The 24175-nt window shown below is 70.6% G+C and carries 24 protein-coding genes; 15 read left to right on the forward strand and 9 right to left on the reverse strand.

The features are described from left to right. Positions 1-98 precede the first annotated feature (98 nt). The 3 genes from ACZ4IF_RS14800 to ACZ4IF_RS14810 all read left to right on the forward strand — a co-directional run bounded on the left by ACZ4IF_RS14800 (position 99) and on the right by ACZ4IF_RS14810 (position 2262). Complete coding sequence (locus ACZ4IF_RS14800; RefSeq protein WP_467562815.1) at positions 99-461, forward strand: FMN-binding protein; 363 nt, start codon at positions 99-101, stop codon at positions 459-461. Continuing rightward, positions 454-1218 carry an FAD:protein FMN transferase gene (locus ACZ4IF_RS14805; protein ID WP_467562817.1) on the forward strand — a complete coding sequence of 255 codons (765 nt, stop codon included), beginning with the start codon at positions 454-456 and terminating at the stop codon, positions 1216-1218. Before ACZ4IF_RS14800 ends, ACZ4IF_RS14805 begins: the two co-directional genes overlap by 8 nt. 138 nt (positions 1219-1356) lie before the next feature. Beyond that, positions 1357-2262 carry a tetratricopeptide repeat protein gene (locus tag ACZ4IF_RS14810; protein WP_467562819.1) on the forward strand — a complete coding sequence of 302 codons (906 nt, stop codon included), beginning with the start codon at positions 1357-1359 and terminating at the stop codon, positions 2260-2262. Between the two features lie 131 nt (positions 2263-2393). Here ACZ4IF_RS14810 and ACZ4IF_RS14815 read toward each other — a convergent pair whose 3' ends face one another. After that, a complete protein-coding gene (locus tag ACZ4IF_RS14815; protein ID WP_467562821.1) occupies positions 2394-2822 on the reverse strand; it encodes a VOC family protein in 429 nt (142 codons plus the stop codon). Between the two features lie 121 nt (positions 2823-2943). Between ACZ4IF_RS14815 and ACZ4IF_RS14820 the strand changes: the two genes are divergently transcribed. Further along, entirely contained in the window at positions 2944-3927 is a 984-nt protein-coding gene (locus tag ACZ4IF_RS14820; RefSeq protein ID WP_467562823.1) for a phosphotransferase family protein, read from the forward strand. Positions 3928-4128: 201 nt separating this feature from the next. Further along, on the forward strand, positions 4129-4533 hold the full coding sequence (locus ACZ4IF_RS14825) for a hypothetical protein (RefSeq protein WP_467562825.1): 405 nt from the start codon (positions 4129-4131) through the stop codon (positions 4531-4533). 115 nt (positions 4534-4648) lie between these two features. On the opposite strand, the gene ACZ4IF_RS14830 is transcribed toward ACZ4IF_RS14825, so the two are convergent. Both ACZ4IF_RS14830 and ACZ4IF_RS14835 read right to left on the reverse strand, forming a co-directional pair. Beyond that, complete coding sequence (locus ACZ4IF_RS14830; protein ID WP_467562827.1) at positions 4649-5032, reverse strand: fic family toxin-antitoxin system, toxin component; 384 nt, start codon at positions 5030-5032, stop codon at positions 4649-4651. Beyond that, a complete protein-coding gene (locus ACZ4IF_RS14835) occupies positions 5029-5313 on the reverse strand; it encodes a type II toxin -antitoxin system TacA 1-like antitoxin (RefSeq protein WP_345654785.1) in 285 nt (94 codons plus the stop codon). Before ACZ4IF_RS14835 ends, ACZ4IF_RS14830 begins: the two co-directional genes overlap by 4 nt. A gap of 661 nt (positions 5314-5974) precedes the next feature. Between ACZ4IF_RS14835 and ACZ4IF_RS14840 the strand changes: the two genes are divergently transcribed. After that, the gene (locus ACZ4IF_RS14840; RefSeq protein ID WP_467562829.1) at positions 5975-8572 is read left to right on the forward strand and encodes a carboxypeptidase regulatory-like domain-containing protein; all 2598 of its coding nucleotides are present in this window, start codon (positions 5975-5977) and stop codon (positions 8570-8572) included. Positions 8573-8717: 145 nt separating this feature from the next. Then, positions 8718-9728, forward strand: a complete 1011-nt coding sequence (locus ACZ4IF_RS14845; RefSeq protein ID WP_467562831.1) for a helix-turn-helix transcriptional regulator — start codon at positions 8718-8720, stop codon at positions 9726-9728. A 463-nt stretch (positions 9729-10191) separates the two neighbouring features. On the opposite strand, the gene ACZ4IF_RS14850 is transcribed toward ACZ4IF_RS14845, so the two are convergent. Further along, positions 10192-10857, reverse strand: a complete 666-nt coding sequence (locus tag ACZ4IF_RS14850) for a DUF4097 family beta strand repeat-containing protein (protein WP_467562833.1) — start codon at positions 10855-10857, stop codon at positions 10192-10194. Between the two features lie 369 nt (positions 10858-11226). Here ACZ4IF_RS14850 and ACZ4IF_RS14855 point away from each other — a divergent pair, with 369 nt between their 5' ends. The 4 genes from ACZ4IF_RS14855 to ACZ4IF_RS14870 all read left to right on the forward strand — a co-directional run bounded on the left by ACZ4IF_RS14855 (position 11227) and on the right by ACZ4IF_RS14870 (position 15271). Further along, on the forward strand, positions 11227-11643 hold the full coding sequence (locus tag ACZ4IF_RS14855) for an ester cyclase (protein WP_467562835.1): 417 nt from the start codon (positions 11227-11229) through the stop codon (positions 11641-11643). Positions 11644-12009: 366 nt separating this feature from the next. Continuing rightward, positions 12010-12570 (forward strand): DUF3558 family protein, encoded by a 561-nt coding sequence (locus ACZ4IF_RS14860; protein WP_467562837.1) that lies wholly within the window; start codon positions 12010-12012, stop codon positions 12568-12570. A 409-nt stretch (positions 12571-12979) separates the two neighbouring features. After that, positions 12980-13615 carry a hypothetical protein gene (locus ACZ4IF_RS14865; protein ID WP_467562839.1) on the forward strand — a complete coding sequence of 212 codons (636 nt, stop codon included), beginning with the start codon at positions 12980-12982 and terminating at the stop codon, positions 13613-13615. Between the two features lie 810 nt (positions 13616-14425). Further along, a complete protein-coding gene (locus ACZ4IF_RS14870) occupies positions 14426-15271 on the forward strand; it encodes an alpha/beta fold hydrolase (RefSeq protein ID WP_467562841.1) in 846 nt (281 codons plus the stop codon). Between the two features lie 174 nt (positions 15272-15445). Here the strand turns inward: ACZ4IF_RS14870 and ACZ4IF_RS14875 are convergent, their stop codons facing one another. The 5 genes from ACZ4IF_RS14875 to ACZ4IF_RS14895 all read right to left on the reverse strand — a co-directional run bounded on the left by ACZ4IF_RS14875 (position 15446) and on the right by ACZ4IF_RS14895 (position 19082). Next, on the reverse strand, positions 15446-16630 hold the full coding sequence (locus ACZ4IF_RS14875; RefSeq protein ID WP_467562843.1) for a PI-PLC domain-containing protein: 1185 nt from the start codon (positions 16628-16630) through the stop codon (positions 15446-15448). 217 nt (positions 16631-16847) lie between these two features. After that, positions 16848-17468, reverse strand: coding sequence for an Rv1733c family protein (locus ACZ4IF_RS14880; protein ID WP_467562845.1), 621 nt, complete (start codon positions 17466-17468; stop codon positions 16848-16850). A gap of 66 nt (positions 17469-17534) precedes the next feature. Continuing rightward, a complete protein-coding gene (locus tag ACZ4IF_RS14885) occupies positions 17535-18353 on the reverse strand; it encodes a rod shape-determining protein (protein WP_467562847.1) in 819 nt (272 codons plus the stop codon). After that, positions 18350-18724: a TraR/DksA family transcriptional regulator gene (locus ACZ4IF_RS14890; protein ID WP_467562849.1), complete on the reverse strand. Its 375-nt coding sequence runs from the start codon at positions 18722-18724 to the stop codon at positions 18350-18352. Before ACZ4IF_RS14890 ends, ACZ4IF_RS14885 begins: the two co-directional genes overlap by 4 nt. A gap of 46 nt (positions 18725-18770) precedes the next feature. Continuing rightward, positions 18771-19082, reverse strand: coding sequence for a TraR/DksA family transcriptional regulator (locus ACZ4IF_RS14895; protein ID WP_467562851.1), 312 nt, complete (start codon positions 19080-19082; stop codon positions 18771-18773). A 354-nt stretch (positions 19083-19436) separates the two neighbouring features. Here ACZ4IF_RS14895 and ACZ4IF_RS14900 point away from each other — a divergent pair, with 354 nt between their 5' ends. The 4 genes from ACZ4IF_RS14900 (at position 19437) to secD (ending at position 23996) form a co-directional block, all read left to right on the forward strand. Continuing rightward, positions 19437-20408 (forward strand): HAMP domain-containing sensor histidine kinase, encoded by a 972-nt coding sequence (locus ACZ4IF_RS14900; protein ID WP_467562853.1) that lies wholly within the window; start codon positions 19437-19439, stop codon positions 20406-20408. A gap of 2 nt (positions 20409-20410) precedes the next feature. Beyond that, entirely contained in the window at positions 20411-21094 is a 684-nt protein-coding gene (locus tag ACZ4IF_RS14905; protein WP_467562855.1) for a response regulator, read from the forward strand. A gap of 161 nt (positions 21095-21255) precedes the next feature. Next, a complete protein-coding gene (locus tag ACZ4IF_RS14910; protein WP_467562857.1) occupies positions 21256-21666 on the forward strand; it encodes a hypothetical protein in 411 nt (136 codons plus the stop codon). Positions 21667-21740: 74 nt separating this feature from the next. Further along, positions 21741-23996 (forward strand): protein translocase subunit SecD, encoded by a 2256-nt coding sequence (gene secD, locus ACZ4IF_RS14915; RefSeq protein WP_467562859.1) that lies wholly within the window; start codon positions 21741-21743, stop codon positions 23994-23996. Positions 23997-24175 lie beyond the last annotated feature (179 nt).

Here is a 24175-nt window from a genome sequence, read left to right on the forward strand (position 1 = left end):
GCCCTGCCATGCGCGCCCACTCCGTCCGACGCACGGTTCTGACCTGCGTCGCCACCATCACCGTGACGGTTCTCGCTCTTTCTCTCAAGCCTCATCACGTGGATCATGTCGCCGCCCCGTCCGCCGTCACGCCCTCCACCGCGCCCTCGGCGGACGGCTCCGGATCCGGTTCGTCCTCCGGCAGGCGCACGGTCAGCGGTTCGACGGTCCAGACTCGCTACGGCCCCGTCCAGGTGCAACTCACGCTGGACGGCTCGAAGATCACCGCGGCACGAGCTCTTCAGGCACCCGACGGCGATCCGCGCAGTCAGCAGATCAACTCCACGGCGATACCCACCCTCGTGCAGGAAACCCTGGACGCGCAGAGCGTCCACATCGACACCGTGTCCGGGGCGTCCTACACCAGCGAGGGCTACATCTCCTCGCTGCAGAGCGCATTGGACCAGGCAGCACATGGCTGAAGACACGGGGGCGCCCCTGCACCGCGTCGTCCACACCATGGGCACCGTGTTCTCCTGCACCGTACGCGACACGCCGACTCCCTCTCTTCACAGAGCACTTGACGATGTCGAGGCGCTGCTGTGCCACATCGACGCGGTCTTCTCGCCGTTCCGTACCGACAGCGCCGTCAGCCGCGTCACGCGGGGCGAACCGGTGCCCGAGGAGTGGGAGCCGGAACTGCGCGAGGTCCTCGTCCTGTGCGCCGAGGCACACCGACGTACCGACGGCTGGTTCGCGGCCTGGCGCGACGGCGGCTTCGACCCGAGCGGCCTGGTCAAGGGCTGGGCGGTGGAACGGGCGGCGAAGCTGTTGTGTGACGCCGGGGCCGAACACCTCTGCCTCAACGGCGGTGGTGACATCCAACTGCACGGCGGTCCCTGGCGCGTGGGCATCAGCCACCCGCTCCAGCCGGGCAAGCTCGCCGCACTCGTCGAGCACAGCGCGGGCCCGCTCGCCGTCGCCACTTCGGGCCCCGCCGAACGCGGCTGTCACATCGTCGACCCGCACACCGGGGCTCCACCCCCTGGCGGTCTGGCCTCCCTGACCGTGACGGGCACGTCCCTCACGGAGGCCGACATGGTGGCGACCGCCGCGTATTCGATGGGCGTCCAGGCCAGGGCATGGCTGTCCGGACTGCACCATCTCTCCGCATTCGCGGTGGCATCGGACGCGGTGACCTGGTCGACGAATTGGGGAGCCGACTGCCCGCGGACATGACCGCCGCCGTCGCCGAGGGGCGGGTCACGCCGAGGTCCGGAGCCGGGCTACCCTCTGACGATGTCGAATCGGGCTCTGGCAGGTGGAGTAGGTCTCGCACGGGTGTTGGCGCACTGCGGGGGCAGCCCCGCGGCGGCCGTGCACTATGTGGCGGGTGCCATCGCCTCCGCGCCCGAGAACCCCGAGCCCTATGCGGTCCTCGCCGAGTTGTGGCGGGACAGGCCGTCGGAGGTGGCCGAGGTCGTTCGGGATGCCGACTCCTTGAGGACGGTACTGGCGCAGTCGTACATCAGCTACCTCCAGGGCGACATGGACACCGCGGCGCTGGCGATCGGATCGGTCACGGGTGCGCGACCCGACATCCCGTGGACCGCAGCCCCCTGGTTCGGCGATGGACGATTTCTCGATGGGGTGAGTGGTGACGCCGTGGCCGAGGCCGCGATGCGGACGATGGACTACGGCCACGATCTGGACACCGACAGCACGCGGCAACGGTTCCGGCCCTGGTTCGAAGCCATCGACATCGTCTCGGCCCGCCGGCCGTCGCCGGATGCGATGGCCAAAATGGCGATCCTGCTCCGGGCATGCGGTCTCACCGATGAGTCGCTCGCCCTCTGCGACCAGGCGGACTCCGTCGAGCGGGTCATGCTGACCGAAGTCGTGCGAGCGGGAACATGGCGCAAGTTGGGTGATCCTGAACAGACTGTGGCGGCGTTCGAGCGCGCTCTCGCCTTGGACCCGGCGAACTGGTCGCTCTGTCTCGACCTGGCCGACGTACATGCCGAACAGGGCGACTTCGCCTCCGCGGTCCGGCTGATCGATCAGGGGATGACGTACGAGCCTGGTGAGCTCTCGCTTCGCGCGGCCGGGGCCGCCTACCGCGCACGGCTCACCGGCTCGCCTGCCGACCTGGGCGAACTCATCGAGCTGACACCGAATCTGCCGAACGACTCGTACCGGAGCCTGCTGATCGATTTCGCTTGTGCCGGCCCGAATCTGCCTGCCGAGCTCATAGCCGAGGCCCGCCGCATCCAGGACAGTTGAGGCTCCGCACCTCGGCGAACCGCCACGAACACGATGGCCGCCGGGCCGGGAGCCCGCCCGGCCTCCCGTCCCATGCGCGACGAGAGATGTCCGAGGGAGACGGATCCCCGGATCCCCGGCTGGCAGAGCGCTCAGTCGATACAGAACTCGTTGCCCTCGATGTCCTGCATCGGGATGCACGAGTCGGTGCCGTCGTACAGCGTTTGCACGTGTACCGCGCCGAGCGGGACCAGTCGCGCGCATTCGGCCTCAAGTGCGGCGAGGCGCTCCTTGCCCACGAGACCGGTGCCGACCCGCACATCAAGATGCAGCCGGTTCTTGGCGGCCTTCCCTTCGGGGACGCGCTGGAAGTACAGTCGCGGACCCACTCCCGAGGGGTCTATGCAGGCGAACCATGAATCCCGCTGCTCAGGTGGCTGCGACTGCCGGTAATCATCCCAAGTGGCAAACCCCTCCGGCGGCGGCGGTACGACGTACCCGAGCACCTCGCACCAGAAGCGAGCGAGCCGCTCGGGTTCTGCGCAGTCGAAGGTGACCTGGAACTTCTTGATCGCTGACATCGGCGCACCATAGCAGGGGGACTCTGCCGCTCATGCCGAGTTCAGTTGTGGGGAGCAACTGCCAAGAGGTGTGGGAGGGCTGGCCAATTGTGTCCGTCGCGGGGGTGGATAGCCTGCATCCATGGTTGCGGGCGAGGGGGCCGAGCGCATCGGCTCCGATCTTGAGGACCACGGCTGGGGTGCGACGCGCGCCTGGGTGGAGAAGGCGCTGTCCGAGGCCGAACGCATCGAGGAAGTCGCGCGGTTGCGTGGCGGATGGACGTCGGAGATGCGCCGTCTGGACATCGGCGGGCCGGGCGGTCGACGCTCGCTGGTTCTGCGGTCGTTCGTCAAGCCCTTCTTCGTTCGGCACGCGGAGGGTCTGCTGACCCGCGAGGCAGCCGTTCTGCGCCTGCTCGAGGGCACGGATGTGCCCGCAGCCGGGCTGGTGGCGGTGGACGCACCGGCGCAGTACTGCGATCACCCTTCCTTGCTGATGTCCCTGCTGCCCGGGACCGTGCGGCTGGGCGATGAGGGGGCCGATCTGCGTGCCGAACTGCTGGCCCGCCAGTTGCTGCGCATCCACCGGCTGCCGGTGACTGCCGGGGCACGGCCTCGTACTTATCAGGCGTGGACCTCTCCCGAGCGGGTGAGCCCACCCAAAGACACCGATCGGCCTGAGCTGTGGGCACGGGCCGTGGAGGTGATCCGCGGCGAGCCCCCGGAGTACCGGGCATGCTTCCTGCACCGTGATTTCCATCCCGGCAATGTCCTCTTCACGGGCGACGGCGACGGTGTGCGGATCAGCGGCGTCGTCGACTGGGTGGAGACCTCCTGGGGGCCGGCCGACCTGGACGTGGCCCACTGCTCGACCGCGCTGGCCCTGCTGCACGGGGTTTCCGCGGGCATGCACTTCGCCGACCGCTACCTCGCGGCGGGAGGGACACTGACCGAAGACGGCGCCGCCCATCTCTACTGGCGGCTGTTGGACGCCTTGGCCTTCGCTCCCGACGCCGAGAAGGTCGCCGTCCCTTGGCGCGAGGTGGGCCGTGCCGATCTGGCGCCCGCCCTGCTGGCCCGACGTCTGGAGGGATACCTCCAGGCCCTATTCGACCGCTACGCCTGACGCCGGATCGGCGACCCGCGAGCGGGAGGCCCGGCCGGCGGGCCTGTCCTGCCGCGAGTTGTGGCCGACCGCGGTCACGCTCACCGGTGTGCCCTTTGGCACACTGTCCCCATTCATGATCAGGCATGGGGTGGGGGCATGGCAGTGAGGGACGGAAGACAGCGGGCGACGCGGTGGCGACGTCCCGCGGCGCTCGCTTCCTTGATCGCTGTGCTCATCGCCGGTGTTGCCTGGCGTCTCATCGACCGGTATGAGGCGCAGCCCCGGTTCGTCGTCCTCTCCTCCCGTTCCTCGCTCCTCGGGACCTGGGATGTGGAGGACGGCTTTACCGGGCACGTCGAGTTTGCCGCCGACGGACGTTTCTCCGCGGTGGGACTGCCGGTCGAGGGATCGCCGGACAAGGGGTTCAGCGGGGCTGGACGTTGGTCGCTCGATGACCGTGGCGGGTCGGTGAGTCTCACGCCGGAACGTCCCCCGTCGGGCATGAGCCCGGACGCGAGCTTGGCAGTCGTTCGCGCCGACGGCCGAGTGCGGCTGTGTGTCACCTCCGGTTCGCCGGGAGTCCTGTGCGACTTTCTGCTGCGGCACGCGGCAGCACCTCAGTGACGCGATCGCCTGTCTGCACGGCAACCCGCGAGGTCAGCAGGCGAGCAAAGTGTCGTGCCGGTCCAAGGTGCGCCGGCGGCACAGGGAAGTCGCACCCTCATGGCGGCCTTCGGCGTCAGATCGCTGCCCAGCCCCGGAGTTGACGGGCGATGCGAGCGACACCGAGTGCGCCCGAGGCCGCGTCCCGTACGAGTGCGACGGCCGCCTTGGGCGGATAGTCGAGGCGTTGTTCGTTGAGCAGGAGGTATGCCTCGGTGGCGTGCCAGGTGAAGGCCTCGTTGGAGTGCTCCAGGCAGGGCAGTTTCGCCAGGGTCTGCAGGAGGGCGGCCGCCTTGAGATGGAGGGAGCCGTAGATGTCGCGTTCCATCGCGCGGGCGTCGACGCGGGCGACAGCGGCATAGAGCGGCCCCAGGTCGTCGACCTGGGGGTCGCCTTCGAGCAACTCGGCGGCGTGGAGGAGGAAGGACACGTCGAGCGGGTGCGGTTCGGGCAAGGTCACGCGGCGTGCCCTCGCCCCGGCTCATGTCCTTCGAGTTCCTGCCGTGCCTCGCGTTCGGCGGCTCGCTGCTTCGGATCGGGGTCCAGGCCTCCGGGTTCCGCGGCGAATGCGGCGCCGCTGCGGGCCATCGACTCCCTGAATCCTTCCAGGAAGCGCTGCTCCACCGCGGTCGCCCGGGCGTAGGCGGCGGACAGGATGTACTCCTGCATGCTGACCCCCTCCTGCCGCGCGGCGGCCGCGATCGCGGCACGCTGCTCGGGGTCGGGGAAGCGCAGGTTCATCGCCTTCGGCTCACCGGACATGGCCCCCATGGTACCAGCGGTACCACTCCGCCTCCAGCGGTCGTCGGGGGGGCGCCGTACGGGCTCGGAATTCACCGTATCGACTGTGCGCGAGCCCTCTCCGAATACGACCCTCGAATTTCGTCCGGACTGCGACACGAGTCAAGACGAAAGAATCAGGCTTCACCGTTTTTTGGACAGCGACCGCAGCATTGAAGAAACCAGCGAGCAGCATACGGACCGGAGTAATTCTGCAGCCGTCCGGACGCCGCGACAATGGCGGGAGCACGTGACATTCGCGCGACTGCACAAGTGGGAAGACCGACCCCGAGACCATCTCCCCAGAGCTCCAGAGATCGGTCAAAGGCCACCAACTCTACGGAATCGCCCTGCCCTTAGGGTGATGAGTCGGGCCTGCACGCCAGGCGCGACCGCGCCTCGGCCTGCCCGCCCGTCGACCCGGAACGACAAAACTCCCGTCGTGCCCCCTTTTTCCGGCAAGGAAGTTCCAAGACCTGCGCCCGTACCAACGAATTCATTGACAGTCACCTGTCGGCGACAACTAATAGGGCGCTGCGCATCGATGTATGCGCACTCCCTGCCACCGGCCCTTTCTTCAAGGGCATGTCACGACGGGTGATACGTGAAAATATCCAAGAGCGTGAGAAGCGGGCCGCCCGCTTCTCACGTCCTGCGCCGCGCCACCGCGGCCCTGGGCGTCGCCGCTGTGGTCCTGCTCGGTGTCCAGCCCACCGCCCAGGCGGCAGGCGCGGACCCGAGCCCGGCCACAGCCCCGACGAGGCTGCGCACGACCGCCGATGCGCCCGACACCGACCTCGTACCGGTCTGCGGCACGCCGGCCAAGGGTCACGCGGCCTGCTACGCCATGCGGTCGACCGACCCGGCTCCGGCAGCACACCGGAGCGCGGCGGCGCCTCCCGCGGGGCTCGGACCGCAGGACATCCAGAGTGCCTACAACCTGCCCGCCGACGGTGGGGCCGGCCAGACGATCGCCATCGTCGACGCCTACGACAACCCGAACGCGGAGGCGGATCTCGCCGTCTACCGCGCCCAGTACGGGCTGCCGCCCTGCACCACCGCCAACGGCTGTTTCACCAAGGTCGACCAGCGCGGCGGCACCGACTACCCCAGGTCGAACGAGCTCTGGGCCGGTGAGATCGCCCTCGACCTCCAGATGGTGTCGGCAGCGGCGCCACAGGCGCACATCCTCCTCGTGGAGACCGACAACGACGGGCTCGACCGTCTCGCCGCCGGCGTCGACAGAGCCGTCGCCATGGGCGCCAAGTTCGTCTCCAACTCCTACGGCAGGCAGGGCGACCTCGACAGCGACCAGCCGACCTACGGCGCCTCGTACGACCACCCCGGTGTCGCGGTGGTCGCCGCGAGCGGCGACTACGGCTACGGGGTCTCCTTCCCCGCGAACCTGTCCACGGTGACCGCGGTCGGCGGCACGAACCTGGTCGCCGACCCCGCCAGCCCCCGTGGATGGTCCGAGACCGTCTGGAAGCGTGACGCCTACGGACCGGGCTCGGGATGTGCGACCCACCAGGCCAAGCCCGCTTTCCAGACGGACACCGGCTGCGCCGGACGCAGCGTCGCAGACGTCTCGGCCGTCGCTGACAACGTTGCCGTCTACTCCACCTTCGGCTCGACCGGAACGGGCTGGCAGCGCTACGGCGGCACGAGTGTCGCCACCCCCGTGATCGCGGCCGTCTACGCCCTGGCGGGCTCCCCGCGCCCCGGCACCTACCCCAACTCCTACCCCTACGCGGCCGGCGGCGCGGGTCTGAACGACATCACCAGCGGGTCGAACGGCTCCTGCGACACCGCGTACCTGTGCACGGCAGGTTCGGGATACGACGGTCCCACCGGCCTCGGCACGCCCGGCGGCCTGGCCGCGTTCCGCAGCGGCCCGAGCGGCACCCTCTCCGGCGTCGTGAAGGACGCGTCGACCGGCAAGCCGGTCGCCGGGGCCACCGTCGGGGCGGGTGCCGACGTCGCCACGACCCTTCAGGACGGCACCTACACCCTGAACCTGCCCGCCGGCCGGGTCGACGGCCTGACCGTGACGCGGTTCGGCTACAGGACCACAGCCCCGTTGAGCCTCGACATCGCCGACGGTCAGACCGTGACCCACGACTTCACGCTCCGGCCGACACCTCGCGTCCACGTCCGCGGGACGGTGAAGGACGGCTCCGGTCACGGCTGGCCGCTCTACGCCCGGCTCTCCGTCCAAGGCTCGCCCGAGGCCCCGGCCTGGACCGACCCGGTGACGGGTGAGTACGACATCGCACTGCCCAAGGGAGCCGACTACAAGCTGGACGTCACCGCCGCCCTGCCCGGCTACGAACCCCTCACCCGCTCGGTCACGGTCAAGAGCACAGCGGTGACCGCCCGCATGGCCCTGACCGCCGACCCGGACGCGGCCGACGCCGTCGGCTACACGCCACGCCGCACCGACCACGCCGAGGCGTTCGACTCCCCGGACCACGCACCTGCCGGATGGTCCGTGTCCAACGCCGACGGCACCAGCAACGGCTGGCAGTTCGACGATCCGATCCAGCGCGGGAACACCACCGGCGGCAGCGGTTCCTTCGCCGTGGTGGAGAGCGACCAGGGACCCTTCGGACCGCACCAGAACAGCGAACTGATCAGTCCCGCCTACGACCTGTCGGCCGCTCAGTCCGCGGAACTCAGCTTCAAGACCGCCTACACGGCCAACCTCACCCAGCAGCACATGACGGTGGACGCCAGCACGGACGGCGGTACCAGCTGGGAGAACGTGTGGGCCGGCCCGAAGGTGAGCGACACCGTCGGCCATCTGACGGTCCGTGTGCCGCTGCGCCAGTTCGCCGGAAAGTCGTCCGTACGGCTGCGCTTCCACTTCGTCGCGGACTGGGGGTACTACTGGGCGATCGACGACGTGACCGTCCAGGCCCGCTCCCTGCAAGCCGTTCCGGGCGGCCTGGCCGTTGGTACGGTCCGGACGGCGGGCACCGGATCCGGGCTGGTCGGCGCCACCGTCGTCGACACCTCCGCCCCGGACAGCCAAGCGGTCACCGCCGCCACACCGGAGGACCCGGCCATCGGTGACGGTCTCTACATCCTGTTCCAGGCTCACCCGGGTCGGCACACTCTGCGTGCCTCCGCGCCCGATCACGCGACGCTGACTCGCACGACGGTCGTCCGCGCCGACCAGGTCACCTGGAAGGACTTCAGACTGGTGCACCGCGGCTAGCAACGCACCGGAAGACGAGCGGTGCGGCACCCATCAGCGCCGCACCGCTCCGAACCTGGCGCGCGACGATCTACGATCGAGCCCGGTCGAGCAAGATCCGACTCGGGTGCGGCCCGAGTCCCGGCGCGCGGGAGTGTCACACCGGATGTACCTCACGTCGGACGGCGACTGGGCGGGAATCGGGCTGAGCAGTCTCGAAGGGCAGGTGTTGGAGCAGCTGGTGAGCCTGCCGCCGACCGACGCAACCGCGGTGGCCGAGGCCGCCGGTGTGTCCCCGCCCGAGGCCGAACAAGCGTTGCAGCGCCTGGAGAAGGCCTCGCTGGCGATACGCATCGGCGATCGGCCGACACGCTGGGCCGCGAGCCCGCCCCGTTCGTCGGTCGGAACGCTGCTCGCACGCCGACGGACCGAACTGGCCCAGGCCGAGGACTTGGCGGAACGCCTGTACGCGGCGTACGAAGCGGCCTCGGGTCCGCGGTCCGCGCATCTGGTGGAGGTGCTGGAGGACGGTCAGGAGGTGTCGGCTCGCTACGCCCGACTTGTGCGGGACAGCCGGGACGAGGTCCTGCACCTTGCGAAGCCGCCGTACGTCACGGCCCCCGAAGGGTCCGGGCAGGAGATCGCCGTGGGATCCGGAGTACGTCTTCGCTCGGTGTACGAGACGGACGGTTTCACCGATGCGCTGTCGCTGGAGACGGCGATCCGGGGCACGGCCGGGGGCGGGGAACTGCGGCTGGCGTCGCACCTGCCGACGAAACTGGTGGTCTTCGACCGGACCACGGCGCTGCTGCCGACGCGCTTCGACCGGCCGTCGGCGGGTTCGCTGGTGGTCCACTCGCCCGCCCTGGTGACGGCACTGGCCACGCTGTTCGAGATCGTGTGGGAACATGCGACGCCCGCTTCGCTCGACACCCGGATCGATCGGCCGGTACCGGACAGCCACTCTCCGGGAGCGCAGATCGACGAGCGAACCCATGAGATCCTCCAGCTGATGGCGACGGGCATGAAGGACCACTCCATCGCACGGGCTCTGGGGATAAGCCGCCGCACCGTGCAGAAACACGTCAGCGACGCGGGCAGTGCCCTCGGGGCGCAGACACGTTTCCAGATCGGACTGCTCGCGGCGGAGCGTGGATGGCTCGAACGGCGTTCGTGAGGTGCCGACGTCACCCGCTGGACACCGCCGCCCTCGGGTTCCGTCGGGCGGATTCGGTGGCCGCGACGCCCGACACATTCGCGGATTCAGGTCCTCCACGCTTCGGAGGAGATCTGGAGAGGTGTGCGAAACCGCCCCGTGGATCAGCGACAGGGTGCAAGCCCGACACCCGCCGGGCTTGGGGCTTCACTCACCTGGCCGCGCCTGCCTGGAGGCGGGCACCGGCCTGGGGCATGTTGGTCGGGTGGCGGTCCGGGCGCTTACCCGAGCACTGAGCCCCGGGCCGCCCGAACGCGCGCACCTCAACCGCCTTGAGCGAGCGGAAGGGGGCACGCTGGCGAATGTCCATCGACAGTCCTCCGCCTTCCTGGTTCGTCCTCGACGGACCGCGGTGCCGCCTTGGGCCGGCCACCCGGCCCGTGCCGCTTGGGGGCACGGAGCGCGAGGGGTGGCCCCCGCGCCTTCAGAGGCTGCGGGCGGTGATGTCTCCGCAGATGGTGGTCGCCTTGATGGTCAGGGCCGGGGTGCCGTCGTTCTTCAAGGTGGTGTCGACCCGGCCGTAACCGGTCCCGGTGTCCAGGGAGGCGGAGACACCGTGGGCGGCGGCGACGGTGACGTCGCCCATCTGCGTGGTCAGGGTGAGCGTGCCGCGCACGGCCTCGGTGACGGTCACGTCGCCCTTCTGGGTACTGATCTCACCGGAGCCGTTCAGGCGGCCGATTTTGATGTCGGCGTCCAGACCCGTGAGGCGAGCACTGTCGGCCTCGTCGATCTTCACCGTGCGGTGGCCGCCGTCGAAGACGACGTCACCCAGGCGTCCCACGCCGCGGAACTCGGCGCCGACCGCCTTCGCCTCCACGCGGGAGCCGGCGGGAAGCTGGACGGTCACCTCGACGGAGCCGGAGGGCCCGAGGATCCGGTTCTGTACTTCCGGGGCCTCGACGCGCAGGACACCGTCGTCGTAGGTGATCCGGACCTGTTCGGCGGCCTTCACGTCACGGCTCTTCGCGGCGTTCGCGGGCAGGACCTCCACCGTGGTGTCGGCCCGGTCGGCCGCGATCAGCTGGATGCGTCCGGCGGGGATGGTGACGACGGCCTGGACGGGGGCGGGAGAGGCGAACTTCTGCATGACGCAGCTCCTTTGTCTGCCGGCGCGGACCCCTACGGCCCGCTGTTTCCGACAACGGAAAAGCTACGTTGCATTCACCGATCCAACAACATGCTTGTTGCGCAACAGCATCATCTTCCCAGGTCGATCGAGAGGAATCGTTGCAACGGCCCTGAAGGGAATGCAACCCACCTGTCACGACTCGTTGCAATGAAATGAGGGTGAACGCTCCGCTGGATACGGCACGGCGCAGCGCGGGACCTCACCGTCGGAGGCCTGCCTCGCAGACATGCCTGAGGCGATCGGCCGAGGTACGGTCGTTGTACGGCGTAGGCGCGGACCTCACAGCCGACGACCAGGCCGGTACCGCGGACGCTCCCGGGAGTACCCATGGCTCAGCAAGCGAACATCACCGCACAGACCGCTTTCGCGGAAGCCGTCGTCACCGGCAACCTGGACACCCTCGACACGGTCGTCGCACCCGATTCGGTCGACCACGATCCCGCCCCGGGACAGGTTCAAGGACCCGACGGGTACAAAGCCATGTTCGGCGAACTGCGGACAGCCTTCCCCGACTTGCACGTCGAGGTCGAGCATCTGCTGGCCACCGACGACGAGTTGGCCTTCGCCTACACGATCACCGGGACGCACCTGGGACCGCTCAGGGGGCACCCGGCGACCGGCAAGAAGGTGAGTTACCGGGGCATGCAGATCAGCCGCTTCGACAGCGACGGCAAGCTCGTCGAGCGCTGGGGCAGCAGCGACGAACTCGGCATGCTGCGCCAACTCGGCCTGGCCGAGTTGTGACCTGCCCGCTGCTCCGCTCCCCTCTCTCGGCCGTCCATGAGGCCGGTCGCCGTCTACGCGACTGCTGATTCCGCGGCGGCGCGACCGGGCGTATCGAGGGAGCCACGGGGGTCGCCGAATCGCCGAGCCAGGACGCGCCCCGGCCATGACGCAGCGTCAAGACGGCTCAACTGCCGGATTTGTCGAGCAGGTTGTGGACATCTGCGGCGGCCTGCGCCGCCATGAACGGTCTCGGCCGAGAGCAGTGGGACGCTGGCCTCCGGCGAGAGGGCGTCGGCACTGCGCTGCGCACCGCGCGGCGGGTGGAGCGTGAGAGCGACGGAACCTCCCTTCGGTACGATCCGGACCACAGTGGAATCACGGGGGATGAACATGCGACGTGTGGTGATGACGGCCACGGTCCTGGCCTGCGTGCTCGGGCTCGCGGCCTGCGGCGACAGCGACGGCGACAAGGCATCCGGCGGACCGGGCGGCGGCGCCGGCGGGAGCTCGGCCGCGCAAGGCGGCGGTGCCGACAAGGGCAAGGCGGGGACACCGCTCGCCGGCGTCGATCCGTGCACCCTGCTGAAGCCCGCCGATGTACCGCAGCTCAGTCAGGACAACTACGCCCAGCCCACGATGCTGGCCGTCCCGGGCAAGCCGACGTGCAGTGGTTACGACTTCGCGGTCGAGATCAACGACGGCGGCGCGGATGTCCACGACATGGAGTTCCACAGTTCACAGGCCAAAGCTCTGCCCGACATCGCAGGGCACAAGGCGGTGATGACGGAGACCAAGACCGGCGCGGCGAGGGATTGCGCGGTGTCGCTCGACGTCACCACGGAGGAATACGTACGCGTCACCGTCACAGCAGGCGACAGCCCCGCTCAGACATGCGACATCGCCAAGAAGGCCGCGGAGGTCGTCGCGGGCAGGCTGTCCTCCTGACACGGCACGCGGCCGTCCCAGCTGTCGGCGCACGGTTGAGCGCCGCGCCCGCGGGCCGCGGGATGCCACCGATCACAGCGTTCAGCGGCACGCCAGGCCCGACCGGCGCGAGAGGTCGGGCGCGCTTGTCCGACCTCGGAGCACGCACCGGCGTTCCGGATCGGGCGCCGTCTGAACTGCCCCCCACCGCACGGCCCGCCACACCGTCCAGGTCGCGAAGCCTGGGGCGACCGATTCCGTGACCGAAGCGCTCCCGGTTGGCGGCCGGCCGGGTGATCGGGTATCTGTACCGGACGACGGAACGGACGATGGGGGGAGTTGACCGTGGTGGTGCGATGGTGGCGGCCTGCAGTGCCTCATCTGCCGGGGGCCTTTCATGCCTGACTCCCGGCGGTCCCAGCGTCGGCGCGTGGTGTCCGAGCTGCGGGCGCAGGGCCGGTACGGGCCCGAACTGCGCGACGTGCTGCCGGTGTTCGCGGGCCTCGGCCTGTCCGTACTCGCGGCCGTCATGGGATTCGTCTGGCTCTACCGCACGCAGGGCATCGACTGCCTCGCGCTCGCTCTGCTGCTGGCCGCGATCGGCGGGAGTGCAGGGTTGCGTCTGCGCCAGGGAGTCGTCCGCCGGCGAGGTGGCCGCTACACCGCGGCGGAGCTGGCCGACCTCGACGACCAGGGCCTGGTGGTGGCGGCTACACGCATGTTGCGGCGTGACGGCTATCAGGTGGTCGACCTGACCGCGCGGAAGGGGCGGCCTCGCCTGTACGCACACGATGAGCAGGGCCGCGAACTCGACGTCGTGTTCCGCCCCGTATCGACGCCGGTCGGGGACGAGACCATCAGCGGGCCCGCTCCGCTACGAGAGACGGGACGCCCCGGCACCGGCCACCCGACCAGCATCGTCGTCCACCGCGGCGACTTCAGCCGCGCGGACGTGCTCTGGGCGTCCCGTCAGGACGGCCTCCACCTCCTCGACGGCCACCAGCTCCAGCGCTGGGCCACCGGGCAGTCGCTGGACGAACTGGGGCTCCCACCGCAGGCGCGGTAGGGGCTGGGCCGTCAACGCGAGCCGACGGGTGACCGTCGTCGATAAGGGCCCGCCGGCCGCTCTCGCCGGTCCACTCGCGGCCCGGACGATGCGCGGGGCCTGATGCGATCGCCTACGCACCAGCCGGGTTGTGGTGATGGCCGCGGCCGGGTGTGGACGTATTCCCGTACCGGGCACGTGTGTGACCCGGCCGCGATGGCCGGGCCACACACGAAGACGCGGTCGTGAAGGGCGGTCGCCTACGCGGCGAAAGGCACTGCAGGGCTTCAGCCGAACGATCGTCCCTACAGGCAATAGGTGAGGCCCGGGGACACTGTCCCCTTCACGACCACACTCCCCACAACAGCACGGACCCGGTGGGCATTCCCGCCCCACGGCCGGATGTCCCCGAGGGACGGAATCGCAGCTGTGGGCCGCCCCGCCGAAACACCGCGCGGTTGTACGGACCCGGAGCCGCAGGTCCGCACAACAGCGCGGCCAAAGCATGTGCAGCGGCGAGGAGTTGCCGGCCGACTGCCGCGCCGCCCTGACGCGTCTCACCTGACCCGCGAGCGCAGTCCGTCGTCGGCCGGGCCGTTGTCTCCCATGGGTGGGGAGGCGGATGCCGCGTGCCGGTCCGCGTCACCGACGGCCGGTCGGCAGCCGGCACGGACAGCGTCGGAGGTTTCTCGACCTCAGAATCCACGCACCCGTTTAAGTTGCGCACAATCAAAATGCTCACTAGGTTTCTCCATGTCGCCCCGGGCACCAGCCCAGGGCGGCAGAACGGGGCGCTGCCGTCAACGCCCGCCGACCAGAAGGAGATCCGCCATGAACCTCAAGTCCCTGCTCCGGCCGATCCGCACCCAGGCCGCCCTGGCGGGCTCCCTCGCCGCCCTGGCCGCCCTGTCCCTGGCCGTCTCGACCTCGGCGAGCGCCGCCAGGACCGGGCACCACCCGACCGGCCCGAAGCCCACCGTCGTACTGGTCCACGGCGCGTTCGCGGACTCCTCCAGCTGGAACGGCGTCATCAAGCGCCTCAAGCAGGCCGGCTATCCGGTCATCGCCCCGGCCAACCCGCTGCGCACTCTGGCCGGTGACGCCGCCTACCTGCACAGCGTCCTCAAGAGCGTCGACGGCCCGATCGTGCTCGTGGGCCACTCCTACGGCGGCGCCGTCATCAGCGAGGCCGCCGCCGACACCCCCGAGGTCAAGGCGCTCGTCTACATCGCCGCCTTCGCCCCCGACAAGGGCGAGAGCGCGCTGGAGCTGTCCGGCAAGTACCCGGGCAGCACCCTGGGCGAGAACCTCGACCCGGTGCCCTTCCCCCTCGCCGACGGATCCACCGGCACCGACCTCTACATCAAGACCGAGAAGTTCCACGACCAGTTCGCCGCCGACGTACCCACCGCGCAGACCGACCTGATGGCCGCCACCCAGCGCCCTGTGGCCGCCTCGGCCCTTGAGGAGAAGGCGTCCGCGGCCACCTGGAAGACCATCCCCTCCTGGTACCTCGTCGCCACCCAGGACAAGAACATCCCGCCGGCCGCACAGCGCTTCATGGCCGGACGCGCGCACTCCCGAACCGTCGAGATCAACGCCTCCCACGCCGTCTCCGTCTCCCGCCCCGAAGCCGTCGCCGACCTGATCCGGCAGGCCGCCGCCGCGGCCCGCTGACGTCGGTCCCCGAACAATCCCCGCACCAGCGCTCGAAGTCGTCAACTCCCCCGCACCAGTGGGCTGGTACGACGGCCTCCCTGAACGCTCCGAAGCCCCGGACCGCATGACGTCCGGGGCTTCGCCCTGTGCAGGAGTGCCCGCCGTCGGAAGCCGGGCTGATGTCGGGGCCCGTCAGGTGGCGTGGTCGGCAAGCGTGTTGACGTCGATGACGGCGCGCTGAAGGTCGCCCTGCGGCCGGTGTCCCAGGTCGTCGATCGCCACGATGTTCATGTTGCGGGCCAGTTCGGGCGATCGCCACTGCGTCTGGAGCTTGGTGACCAGCTGGGCGTTGAGGCCGTCGGCCAGGTGCATGAGGTAGTTGTCCCGTACGGAGGCCGGGAAGAAGGGTGACAGCAGCCGGATCATGAACAGTTGGGGTATCTGCAGATCCGGCTGGACGATGCTCGACAGGACGAAGAGGCGCCCTTGGTCCACGCCGGGGTCGCGGGCGAGGGCCTTCTCGTTGAGTGTCAGTGTCTGATCGTAGATCTGCTGAGGCGGGCTTCCGCTGAAGAAGGACTTGAGGATCTCCCACCAGGACGGGTTTGCCGCCGGGTAGCTGCCGCGGTCGGAGATGCTGTCCGCGTGCCAGGCCCAGGGCTGGTCGACCGCCGCTGAGGAGTCGATGAGCACGACGTTCTTCCCGGCCTTCACGAAGTCACCGTAGGGGGAGGTCGCGGACAGTTCGGTCCTGGTCGCGACCCGGGAGGCGAACAGGTCGCGCAGCCTGGTGATCGGCTCGCCCGCGTCGGCCCCCGCAGGAACGGCGGCCGACACACTGATGACGACCACTTCCGAGGGATGCTCGTCGATCCAGCGCTTGACCGAGGCCGCCTCACCCGAGGGGCCGTCGAAGAACAGTCCTCCCATCGGTGCGCCGTGGAACGTCCTCCACTGCCCGCCCTCCCGGCACAGCCGCAGGTCGAGATAGCGGGCGCCCTCGTCGAGCTGGCCGGTGAGGCTGCTGCTCTGGGCTCGCGAGATGCTGGCCGCCAGCCGTGGGTCGAGCGAGGCGGCGTCGTATGACCAGCCGCTCGTGCACAGGCCCGGGTCGGCCGGGATGCTCCAACTGCCGGAGTCGTGACTGCCGGGCATCGCGATCCCGTTCAGCGGCTGGTCGTCGAGATAACTGTGCATCTCGCCCATCCACCGCGAAAGGTCCACGGTCGCCGCCGAGGCCCGGCCGGCCGGCGCGACCGGTGCGGCCTGCGCCGGTCCGCCACCGATCGCCAGTGCCGCGGCGACAAGGAGCAGAGCGACCAGAGCGGCCGTTGAACGCCGTAAGCCGGTGCCGTGCGTTGCGCATCTTGTCTTCATACGCCCTCCTTGGGGGAAGAGGCCGAGGTCGGGCACCGAGGGTAGAGGGCGATCCCCAACAGGCCCAGACAATCTCCGCGTCAATCAGGTGTGTGCCTGAACAGACTGCTGCCGATGGCCATATGGGCGGTCCGCCTCCGCTCGATCACCCTGCAGGCGCGCGAGGAACGGAGGACGGGGGAAGTCGGGCAGGGTCGAACGCCTGGTGGGTCGGGGGCTATGGCCGTGTCGTCCAGCGGGGTGCCGTCTCAGCCCAGGCGGTGTCCCAAGCGGCCAGGTTGCGGCGGTGGAGGATGCGGGTGGCGATGCCGTAGGCGGCGGCCGCGGTGGCGTGCACGCCAAGGGCGGCGACGATGCCGGAACTCATGGCGCGGCTGCGGATCTGACCGGCGCTCAGGGGCGGGTCGGTGACCTTTCCGTCGGTGCCGGCCCATACGCGGACGGTGCTGCCCTCGGACAGTGCCGGCTGGACGTCGGTCGTGGCGGTGCGGGTGTGTCCCTCGGGATCGGTGAAGCGGACCTTGGCCGGGTAGCGGGTCTCCTTGGCTTCGGCTGAGCCGGGCTCGGGGTGGCGGGGGACGTCTTCGAGAAGGACGGCGGTGGTCCGGTGGCGGGTCTCGGCCTGGTACTGGGCGGTGCGGGTGTAGTGGCGGTAGGCGGCGTCGCCGCCCAGGAACATGGCGGCCGGGGCGGCTGCCGACGCGGCCAGGAGAAGGCCGAGGCCGATCCGTGCCTGGACCAGATCGCTGCGGCGGCGCAGGGGGTTGCGCCGCCGGCGCCACAGCACGCCCCGCGGTAGCTCCTGCGGCGGGGGCGGTGAAGGAATGCGGCCGGGCATGTGTCCTCCTTCCGACGATGGACGCAGCGGATGCGGGGTGCCGAGGAAATCGGGGACAGGCCCTGGTCAGGGGCGGGCAGTCGGCGGGGAGGAGGGGGAGACGGACGGGTGGGTGCAAGCGGCTTGCAGAAGCCTGGCGGCGCCGCGGACGGCTGCGGTGTGCGGGGCCGGGACCACGCGCAACGGCACGTGCAGCCGCCCGGTGAGGTGATCGGTGATCTCGGGGCGCAGGGCGCCTCCGCCGGCCAGGAGGATGCCCCGGTGGAGTGCGTCGAAGGTGAGCGAGGTGCCGTCCTGGCGGAGCATCTCGGCGAGCATGGCGGCCACCGCCTCGGCGATCTGCTCGGGCGTGGTCGATGCGTCCAGGTCGCCGGTGCCCAGGGCGGTGCGGCGCGCGTCGGTGATGGCGCCGTCGTCCAGCAGTACCGCTTCGGTGAGGTGGGCGCCGATGTCCACCACCATGAGCGGACAGGACAGGTCCGCACCGGCCGCCACGGCGACGGCCCGGGCGCTGGGCACGGTCAGGACGCTGCGCGGCCGCAGCACGTCGACCGCGGTGCGGGCCCGGGTGCGGTAGGCGACGCCGTCCAGGACCGGGGTGGTGACGATCACCAGGGGGCGGGTGAAGCGGGGCAGGCGGTCGGCGAGCAGCCGCTGCAGCATTCGGGCGCACCCCGGGGTGTCGATGATGGTGCCGCGTTGAATGGGGTGCACCGCGCCGGTGCCGGGGAAGGTCACGGTGGGTACGTCGACGACGACGCCTCTGCCCGCGATCCAGGCCCTGGTGCGGGCGCTGCCCATGTCCAGGGCGACGCCGCAGCACCGCCGGGCGATCGGCCAGGGCCGGTCCGTGGCGGCGGCGTGCGGGTGGGACGTGCCGGTCATGGGATGGCCTCCTTGACCTGCTGGCAGCGGGCGCAGTAGCGGGCCTGCGGGACGATCGACAGCCGTTCCCGGTCGACGGGACGTCGGCACAGATGGCAGGTGCCGTACGTGCCGTCGTCCATCCGGGCAAGGGCTGCCTCGACGTCGGCGAGGACCATGTGGGCGGAGGCGGCGAGCTTGATGTGAACCTCGATCTGGGAGGCGGCCTGCTGCTGGAGCCGGTCCTCGGTGCGGGAGGTGACCGGTCCGGAGAGCTGCTGCACCTGCTCCTGGCGGAAGAGGCGCTGTTCGTGCAGGTTCTCGCGCAGGGCGGCAAGGTCGTCGGCCGACAGCTGTGCCGTGCTCTGGTTGATGGTCTGGTGGTTCACCACTTCACCCCTTTGAGGGCATGGTGCGGGAGATCGAAACGGACGGTGGTCAGGTGGTGCGGCGTTGGCAGGCGACGCAGAAGCGGGTGTACGGGAGGATCTCCAGCCGTTCCGCGGGGATGGGCTTGGCGCAGCCCAGGCAGGTTCCGTAGGTGCCGTTCGCGATGCGGGCGAAGGCTCCCTCGATCTCTTTCAGGGCCCGTTGCATCGCGGCCTTCTGCTCGGACAGCAGGTAGTCGTCCGAGGTCCGTCCGGTCCCGTCGAGGGCCTGCAACTGCGCCAGCCGGGAGTCGCGGGCGTGCTCCAGGCGCTGTCGTGCCTCGTGCAGGTGGGGTTCGGCGCGGGTGACATCGAGGGACATCGTCGATCCTGTTCTCGAGGACGTGCCACACGCGCGGTTCGGCGCGGGTGGGCGCCGGACGACGAGCTGCCCGGTGGCTGTGCCCGGGCCGCCCGCCGACTGGCTTCTGGTGGCTTCCACCCTGGCCGGGCGGACGGCGGATACCTATCGGGCGCGGACCCCATTTGCGCCGGCCCACGGGATGCATGCGGCACCGTCGTGGGTGGTGCGCGTCGAGGGAAATGGGCTCTGGGCCCCATCGACGGGGCGCTCGGGACGGGGCAGGCTGTCCTGAAGATCACTTCGGGCTCCCGACACCGTGAATGTGGCGGGCTGCATAGTGGAGGTGAAGCGAGAAGGGGAGGCGTAGGGCCGGTGTCGTTGTTCTGGCGGATGTTCGCACTCAACGCCGTGGTGCTGGGTACGGCCACGGCGCTGCTGCTGTGGGCTCCGGTGACGGTCTCCGTGCCGGTTCTGCTCACCGAGGCGGTCATCCTGGTCGGCGGTCTGGCCGTCATGCTGGTCGCCAACGCCGCGTTGCTGCGGCTCGGTCTGGCTCCGTTGGACCGGCTCACCCACCTGATGACCACCGTGGACCTGCTGCGTCCGGGTCAGCGCCTGCCCGCCTCCGGCGGCGGCGAGGTCGCGCAGGTGATCCGCGCGTTCAACGCGATGCTGGAGCGGCTGGAACACGAGAGGGCCACCAGCAGTGCCCGGGCGCTGCTGGCGCAGGAGGCCGAACGTCGTCGTATCGCCCAGGAACTGCACGACGAGGTCGGCCAGAGCATGACCGCGATTCTGCTGGGCCTCAAGCGCGCGGCGGACGACGCTCCCGCGCCGCTGCGCGAGGAGTTGCAGGAGATGCAGGAGATCACCCGGGAGAGCCTGGACGAGGTCCGTCGCCTGGTGCGCCGGCTGCGGCCCGGGGTGCTGGACGATCTGGGCCTGGTCAGCGCTCTGACCTCGCTCACCGAGGACTTCGCCACGCATACCGGGCTGCAGGTCACCCGCCGCTTCTCCACCGACATTCCGGCCCTCGCGCCGGAGACGGAGCTGGTCCTGTACCGCGTCGCCCAGGAGTCGTTGACCAACGTCGCCCGCCACGCCGACGCCCAGCGGGTCACCGTGTCCCTGTGTCACGCGGACGACAGTGTGGTGCTGACGGTCACCGACGACGGCTCCGGTGTCCAGGCCCCCCGTGAGGGCGCCGGCATCCGCGGCATGCGCGAGCGGACCCTGCTCATCGGGGGCAGCCTCGAGATCGCCCCGGCGTCCCGCACGACCACGGGCACGGGCGCGGGCACTTGGGTCCGGCTCACCGCGCCCGTACCCAGGAAGCAGCCCTGACGATGCCCGACACGACCATGACCCCCAGGACGGGAACGGGCACGATCCGCATCCTGCTCGCCGACGACCACGCCCTGGTCCGCCGCGGCGTGCGGCTCATCCTCGACCAGGAACCGGACCTCGAAGTGGTCGCCGAGGCCGGTGACGGCGCCGAGGCCGTCCGGCTGGCCCGCACCCACGACGTCGACCTGGCCGTGCTCGACATCGCCATGCCCCGCATGACCGGACTGCAGGCCGCTCGCGAACTGGCGGCCCTCAAGCCGGATCTGCGGATCCTGATGCTCACCATGCACGACAACGAGCAGTACTTCTTCCAGGCCCTGAAGGCCGGAGCCAGCGGGTATGTGCTGAAGTCCGTCGCCGACCGGGACCTGGTCGCCGCCTGCCGTGCCGCGATGCGGGACGAGCCCTTCCTGTATCCCGGCGCGGTCACCGCCCTGATCCGCAACTACCTCGACCGGGCCCGCCACGGCGAGGAGACCCCCGACCAGATCCTCACCCCCCGCGAGGAGGAGGTCCTCAAGCTGGTGGCCGAGGGACACTCCTCGAAGGAGATCGCCGAGCTGCTGTTCATCAGCGTCAAGACAGTCCAACGGCACCGCGCCAACCTGCTGCAGAAGCTCCGCCTGCGCGACCGTCTGGAACTCACCCGCTACGCCATCCGCGCCGGCCTGATCGAGCCTTGATCTCCCTTCCGGTCCGGGCCGATCGAGCCCCGGCCTCCCTTCCGGTCCGGGCCTGAGCGCGCTCTGGTCTCGTTGCCCATCCCGGCCCGCGGCCGCCTGCTCCCGAAGGGAACACCCGAGCCCGGCCGGCACCCGCACACCACGAGGAAAGGGGACGGGGCATGCACCACGCTGCGCGCGTCGCCCCCGGCACGAGGAGCGCCCGGCATCCCGCCGCCTCGGTACTGGCGACCGTCGTCCTGACGTTGCTCGTCGCGCTCGGCCTCGCCGGGCCCGGGACGACGGGCGGCCCGGCGGCCGACGTGGCGGCAACTGCGGGCCACCATCCGGACGCCGGGTCGCGCGTCGACGAAGGATGCGACACCCTCTGCGTCGTCCGTGCGGCAGCACGTCAGGAGCCGCACCGCGAGCACCCTGCTCCGCGCTGCCACCTCGCCGTCCGCCCCCAGGGCACGATCGTCGCCCCGCCCGGCTGCGCGCGATTCCCGACGCCGAGCCGGCGCATTCCCGCTTCCCAGCCCTACGCACACCATGACCGTGGGCGGGCACCCCCTGCGACCTCCGGCGCCTGACACCCCTTCTTCCTCACCTCGACAGCACCCGGCCGCGCCCGCGCGGCCCTGGTGCGCCTGCCGGAGGCCCCTCGTTGAACCGTTCCCTGCGCGTGCGGGCGCTGCTCGCCCTCGCCGTCATCGCCGTATCCCTGTACATCGCCGTCACCGTGCCGGTCCGCCTCGGACTGGACCTGCGCGGCGGCACACAGATCGTGCTGCAGACCCGCTCCTCCCCCACCACCGAAGCCGACCGCGCGGCCACCGACCGCACCCTGGAGGTGCTGCGCGGCCGCATCGACGCGCTCGGCGTCGCCGAACCCACCCTCGTCCGCTCCGGCGACAACCGGATCATTGCCGAACTGCCCGGTGTGCAGGACCCGAAGAAGGCCGCCGACGTCCTGGGCCGTACCGCGCAGCTCACCTTCCACCCGGTGCTCGGCACCGCCGACAGCGCGGACGACACCTCCCGGCGACTGCCGAAGCGGCCCCGGGAAAGCGTCCTGCCCGACGAGAGCGGCACCCCGCTGCGCCTCAGCGCCGCGACCCTGACGGGCGCGCACGTCAAGGAGGCCGCCGCCCGCTTCGACCAGCAGGGCGGTGCCGGATGGCACGTCACCGTCGGCTTCGAGGGCGCCGGCCGCGACGGCTGGGCCCGCCTGACCGGCGAGGCCGCCTGCCACCCTGCGGGCGACGCGGCGCGGCGGGTGGCCATCGTCCTCGACGGCAAGGTCATCTCCTCACCCCAGGTCGACCCGTCCGTCGCCTGCCGGACCGGTATCCGCGACGGCGCCACCCAGATCACGGGGTCCTTCAGCCCCGAGGAGGCCCGCGAGCTGTCCCTGCTCATCAACGGCGGGGCTCTGCCCGTGCCGGTCGAGACCGTCGAACAGCGCACCGTCGGCCCGACCCTGGGCGCGCAGGCCATCGCGGCCAGTGCCTGGGCGGCGGCCATCGGCACCCTGCTGACCGCGCTGTTCATGATCGTCGTCTACCGGCTGATGGGGGTGCTGGCCGCCGTCGCCCTGGCCTGCTACGGCCTCGTCTCCTACGCCGCCCTGGCCGCGCTCGGCGCCACGCTCACCCTGCCGGGCCTGGCAGGTTTCGTCCTGGCGATCGGCATGGCCGTGGACGCCAACGTGCTGGTGTTCGAACGGGCCCGCGAGGAGTACGCGGCCCGCCGCCGCCCCAGTACCCGCTCGGCGCTGGCGGCCGGATTCCGCAACGCCTTCAGCGCGATCGCCGACTCCAACATCACCACGCTGATCGCCGCCGCGCTGCTGTTCTTCCTCGCCTCCGGGCCCGTGCGGGGCTTCGGCGTCACCCTCGGCATCGGCGTGCTCGCCTCCATGTTCAGCGGCCTGGTGATCACCCGCGTGCTCGCCGAGTACGCCACCGGCCGCCCCGGGGTCCACCGACGCCCCCGCCTCACCGGCATCGCCACGACGGGCGTCGTCCGCGACCGCCTCACCCGTCGCGGCCCCCGCCTGATGCGTCACCCCCGCCGCTGGCTGGCCGCGTCCGCCGCCGTACTGGTACTGGCCGGCTCGGGGATCGCGGTGCGCGGCGTCGATCTCGGTGTGGAGTTCACCGGTGGCCGCCTCATCGCGTACGCCACCACCAGGCCCGTCGACCCGGACAGGGCCCGAACCGCGCTGGCGGAGGCCGGATTTCCCCACGCCGTCGTGCAGTCCTCCGGGGACACCGGCCTGAGCGTGCGCACCGATCCGCTGACCGACGCCGAGGAGGCCGAGGTCACGGGCACCGTGCGCGACCTCGCCGACGGTGCGGACAAGGTGCGTGACGAACTCATCGGGCCCAGCCTCGGCCAGGAGCTGCGGCGCGGCGCGCTGATCGCACTCGCTGTGGCCCTCGGAGCGCAGCTCGTCTATCTCGCGGCGCGTTTCCGCTGGTTGTTCGGCACCGCCGCGGTCGCAGCCCTCGCGCACGACGTGGTGATCCTCGTGGGCGTCTTCGCCTGGCTCGGCAAGCCCGTCGACGGCGTGTTCGTGGCCGCCCTGCTCACCGTCATCGGCTACTCGGTCAACGACTCCGTGGTCCTCTTCGACCGCGTCAGGGAACTGGTGCGCAGGTCCCCCGAGGCGCCGCTGCCCGGCATCGCCGACCAGGCGATCCTGCAGACCCTGCCCCGCACCGTGAACACCGGCATGGGCGCCGCCTTCATCCTCACCGCGCTGACCCTGCTCGGCGGGACCTCACTCACCGACTTCGCGCTGGCGCTCCTCATCGGCCTCGCGATCGGCACGTACTCGTCCGTCTTCACCGCCGCTCCCGTGGCCGTGGAACTCCACCGGCGCGGTGATCGGGGCCGCCCACCCCGCCGGCCCTGACGCGGCCGGCACATCCGCCCGTCGACTCGGCCCCGGCCCGGTGGCACGCACGAAAGCCATCGGGCCCTGGTGGTCACCACCGGGCTGGCGCGCTCCTTCGGAGAGCGGCTCACGGCGCTTCTCCGCAACTGCGGCCGGCAGAGTGAGGACCGCCGCCCGAAAGCCGGAGCGGCGTTCCC

Source organism: Streptomyces sp. NPDC025784 (assembly GCF_055558435.1).

Bases quoted from the DNA above. Each gene is read 5' to 3' on its own strand.
- ACZ4IF_RS14805 (WP_467562817.1), top strand. From the start codon at position 454: ATGGCTGAAGACACGGGGGCGCCCCTGCACCGCGTCGTCCACACCATG.
- ACZ4IF_RS14815 (WP_467562821.1), bottom strand. From the start codon at position 2,822: ATGTCAGCGATCAAGAAGTTCCAGGTCACCTTCGACTGCGCAGAACCC.
- ACZ4IF_RS14820 (WP_467562823.1), top strand. From the start codon at position 2,944: ATGGTTGCGGGCGAGGGGGCCGAGCGCATCGGCTCCGATCTTGAGGAC.
- ACZ4IF_RS14835 (WP_345654785.1), bottom strand. From the start codon at position 5,313: ATGAACCTGCGCTTCCCCGACCCCGAGCAGCGTGCCGCGATCGCGGCC.
- ACZ4IF_RS14845 (WP_467562831.1), top strand. From the start codon at position 8,718: ATGTACCTCACGTCGGACGGCGACTGGGCGGGAATCGGGCTGAGCAGT.
- ACZ4IF_RS14850 (WP_467562833.1), bottom strand. From the start codon at position 10,857: ATGCAGAAGTTCGCCTCTCCCGCCCCCGTCCAGGCCGTCGTCACCATC.
- ACZ4IF_RS14855 (WP_467562835.1), top strand. From the start codon at position 11,227: ATGGCTCAGCAAGCGAACATCACCGCACAGACCGCTTTCGCGGAAGCC.
- ACZ4IF_RS14860 (WP_467562837.1), top strand. From the start codon at position 12,010: ATGAACATGCGACGTGTGGTGATGACGGCCACGGTCCTGGCCTGCGTG.
- ACZ4IF_RS14870 (WP_467562841.1), top strand. From the start codon at position 14,426: ATGAACCTCAAGTCCCTGCTCCGGCCGATCCGCACCCAGGCCGCCCTG.
- ACZ4IF_RS14875 (WP_467562843.1), bottom strand. From the start codon at position 16,630: ATGAAGACAAGATGCGCAACGCACGGCACCGGCTTACGGCGTTCAACG.
- ACZ4IF_RS14880 (WP_467562845.1), bottom strand. From the start codon at position 17,468: ATGCCCGGCCGCATTCCTTCACCGCCCCCGCCGCAGGAGCTACCGCGG.
- ACZ4IF_RS14885 (WP_467562847.1), bottom strand. From the start codon at position 18,353: ATGACCGGCACGTCCCACCCGCACGCCGCCGCCACGGACCGGCCCTGG.
- ACZ4IF_RS14895 (WP_467562851.1), bottom strand. From the start codon at position 19,082: ATGTCCCTCGATGTCACCCGCGCCGAACCCCACCTGCACGAGGCACGA.
- ACZ4IF_RS14905 (WP_467562855.1), top strand. From the start codon at position 20,411: ATGCCCGACACGACCATGACCCCCAGGACGGGAACGGGCACGATCCGC.
- ACZ4IF_RS14910 (WP_467562857.1), top strand. From the start codon at position 21,256: ATGCACCACGCTGCGCGCGTCGCCCCCGGCACGAGGAGCGCCCGGCAT.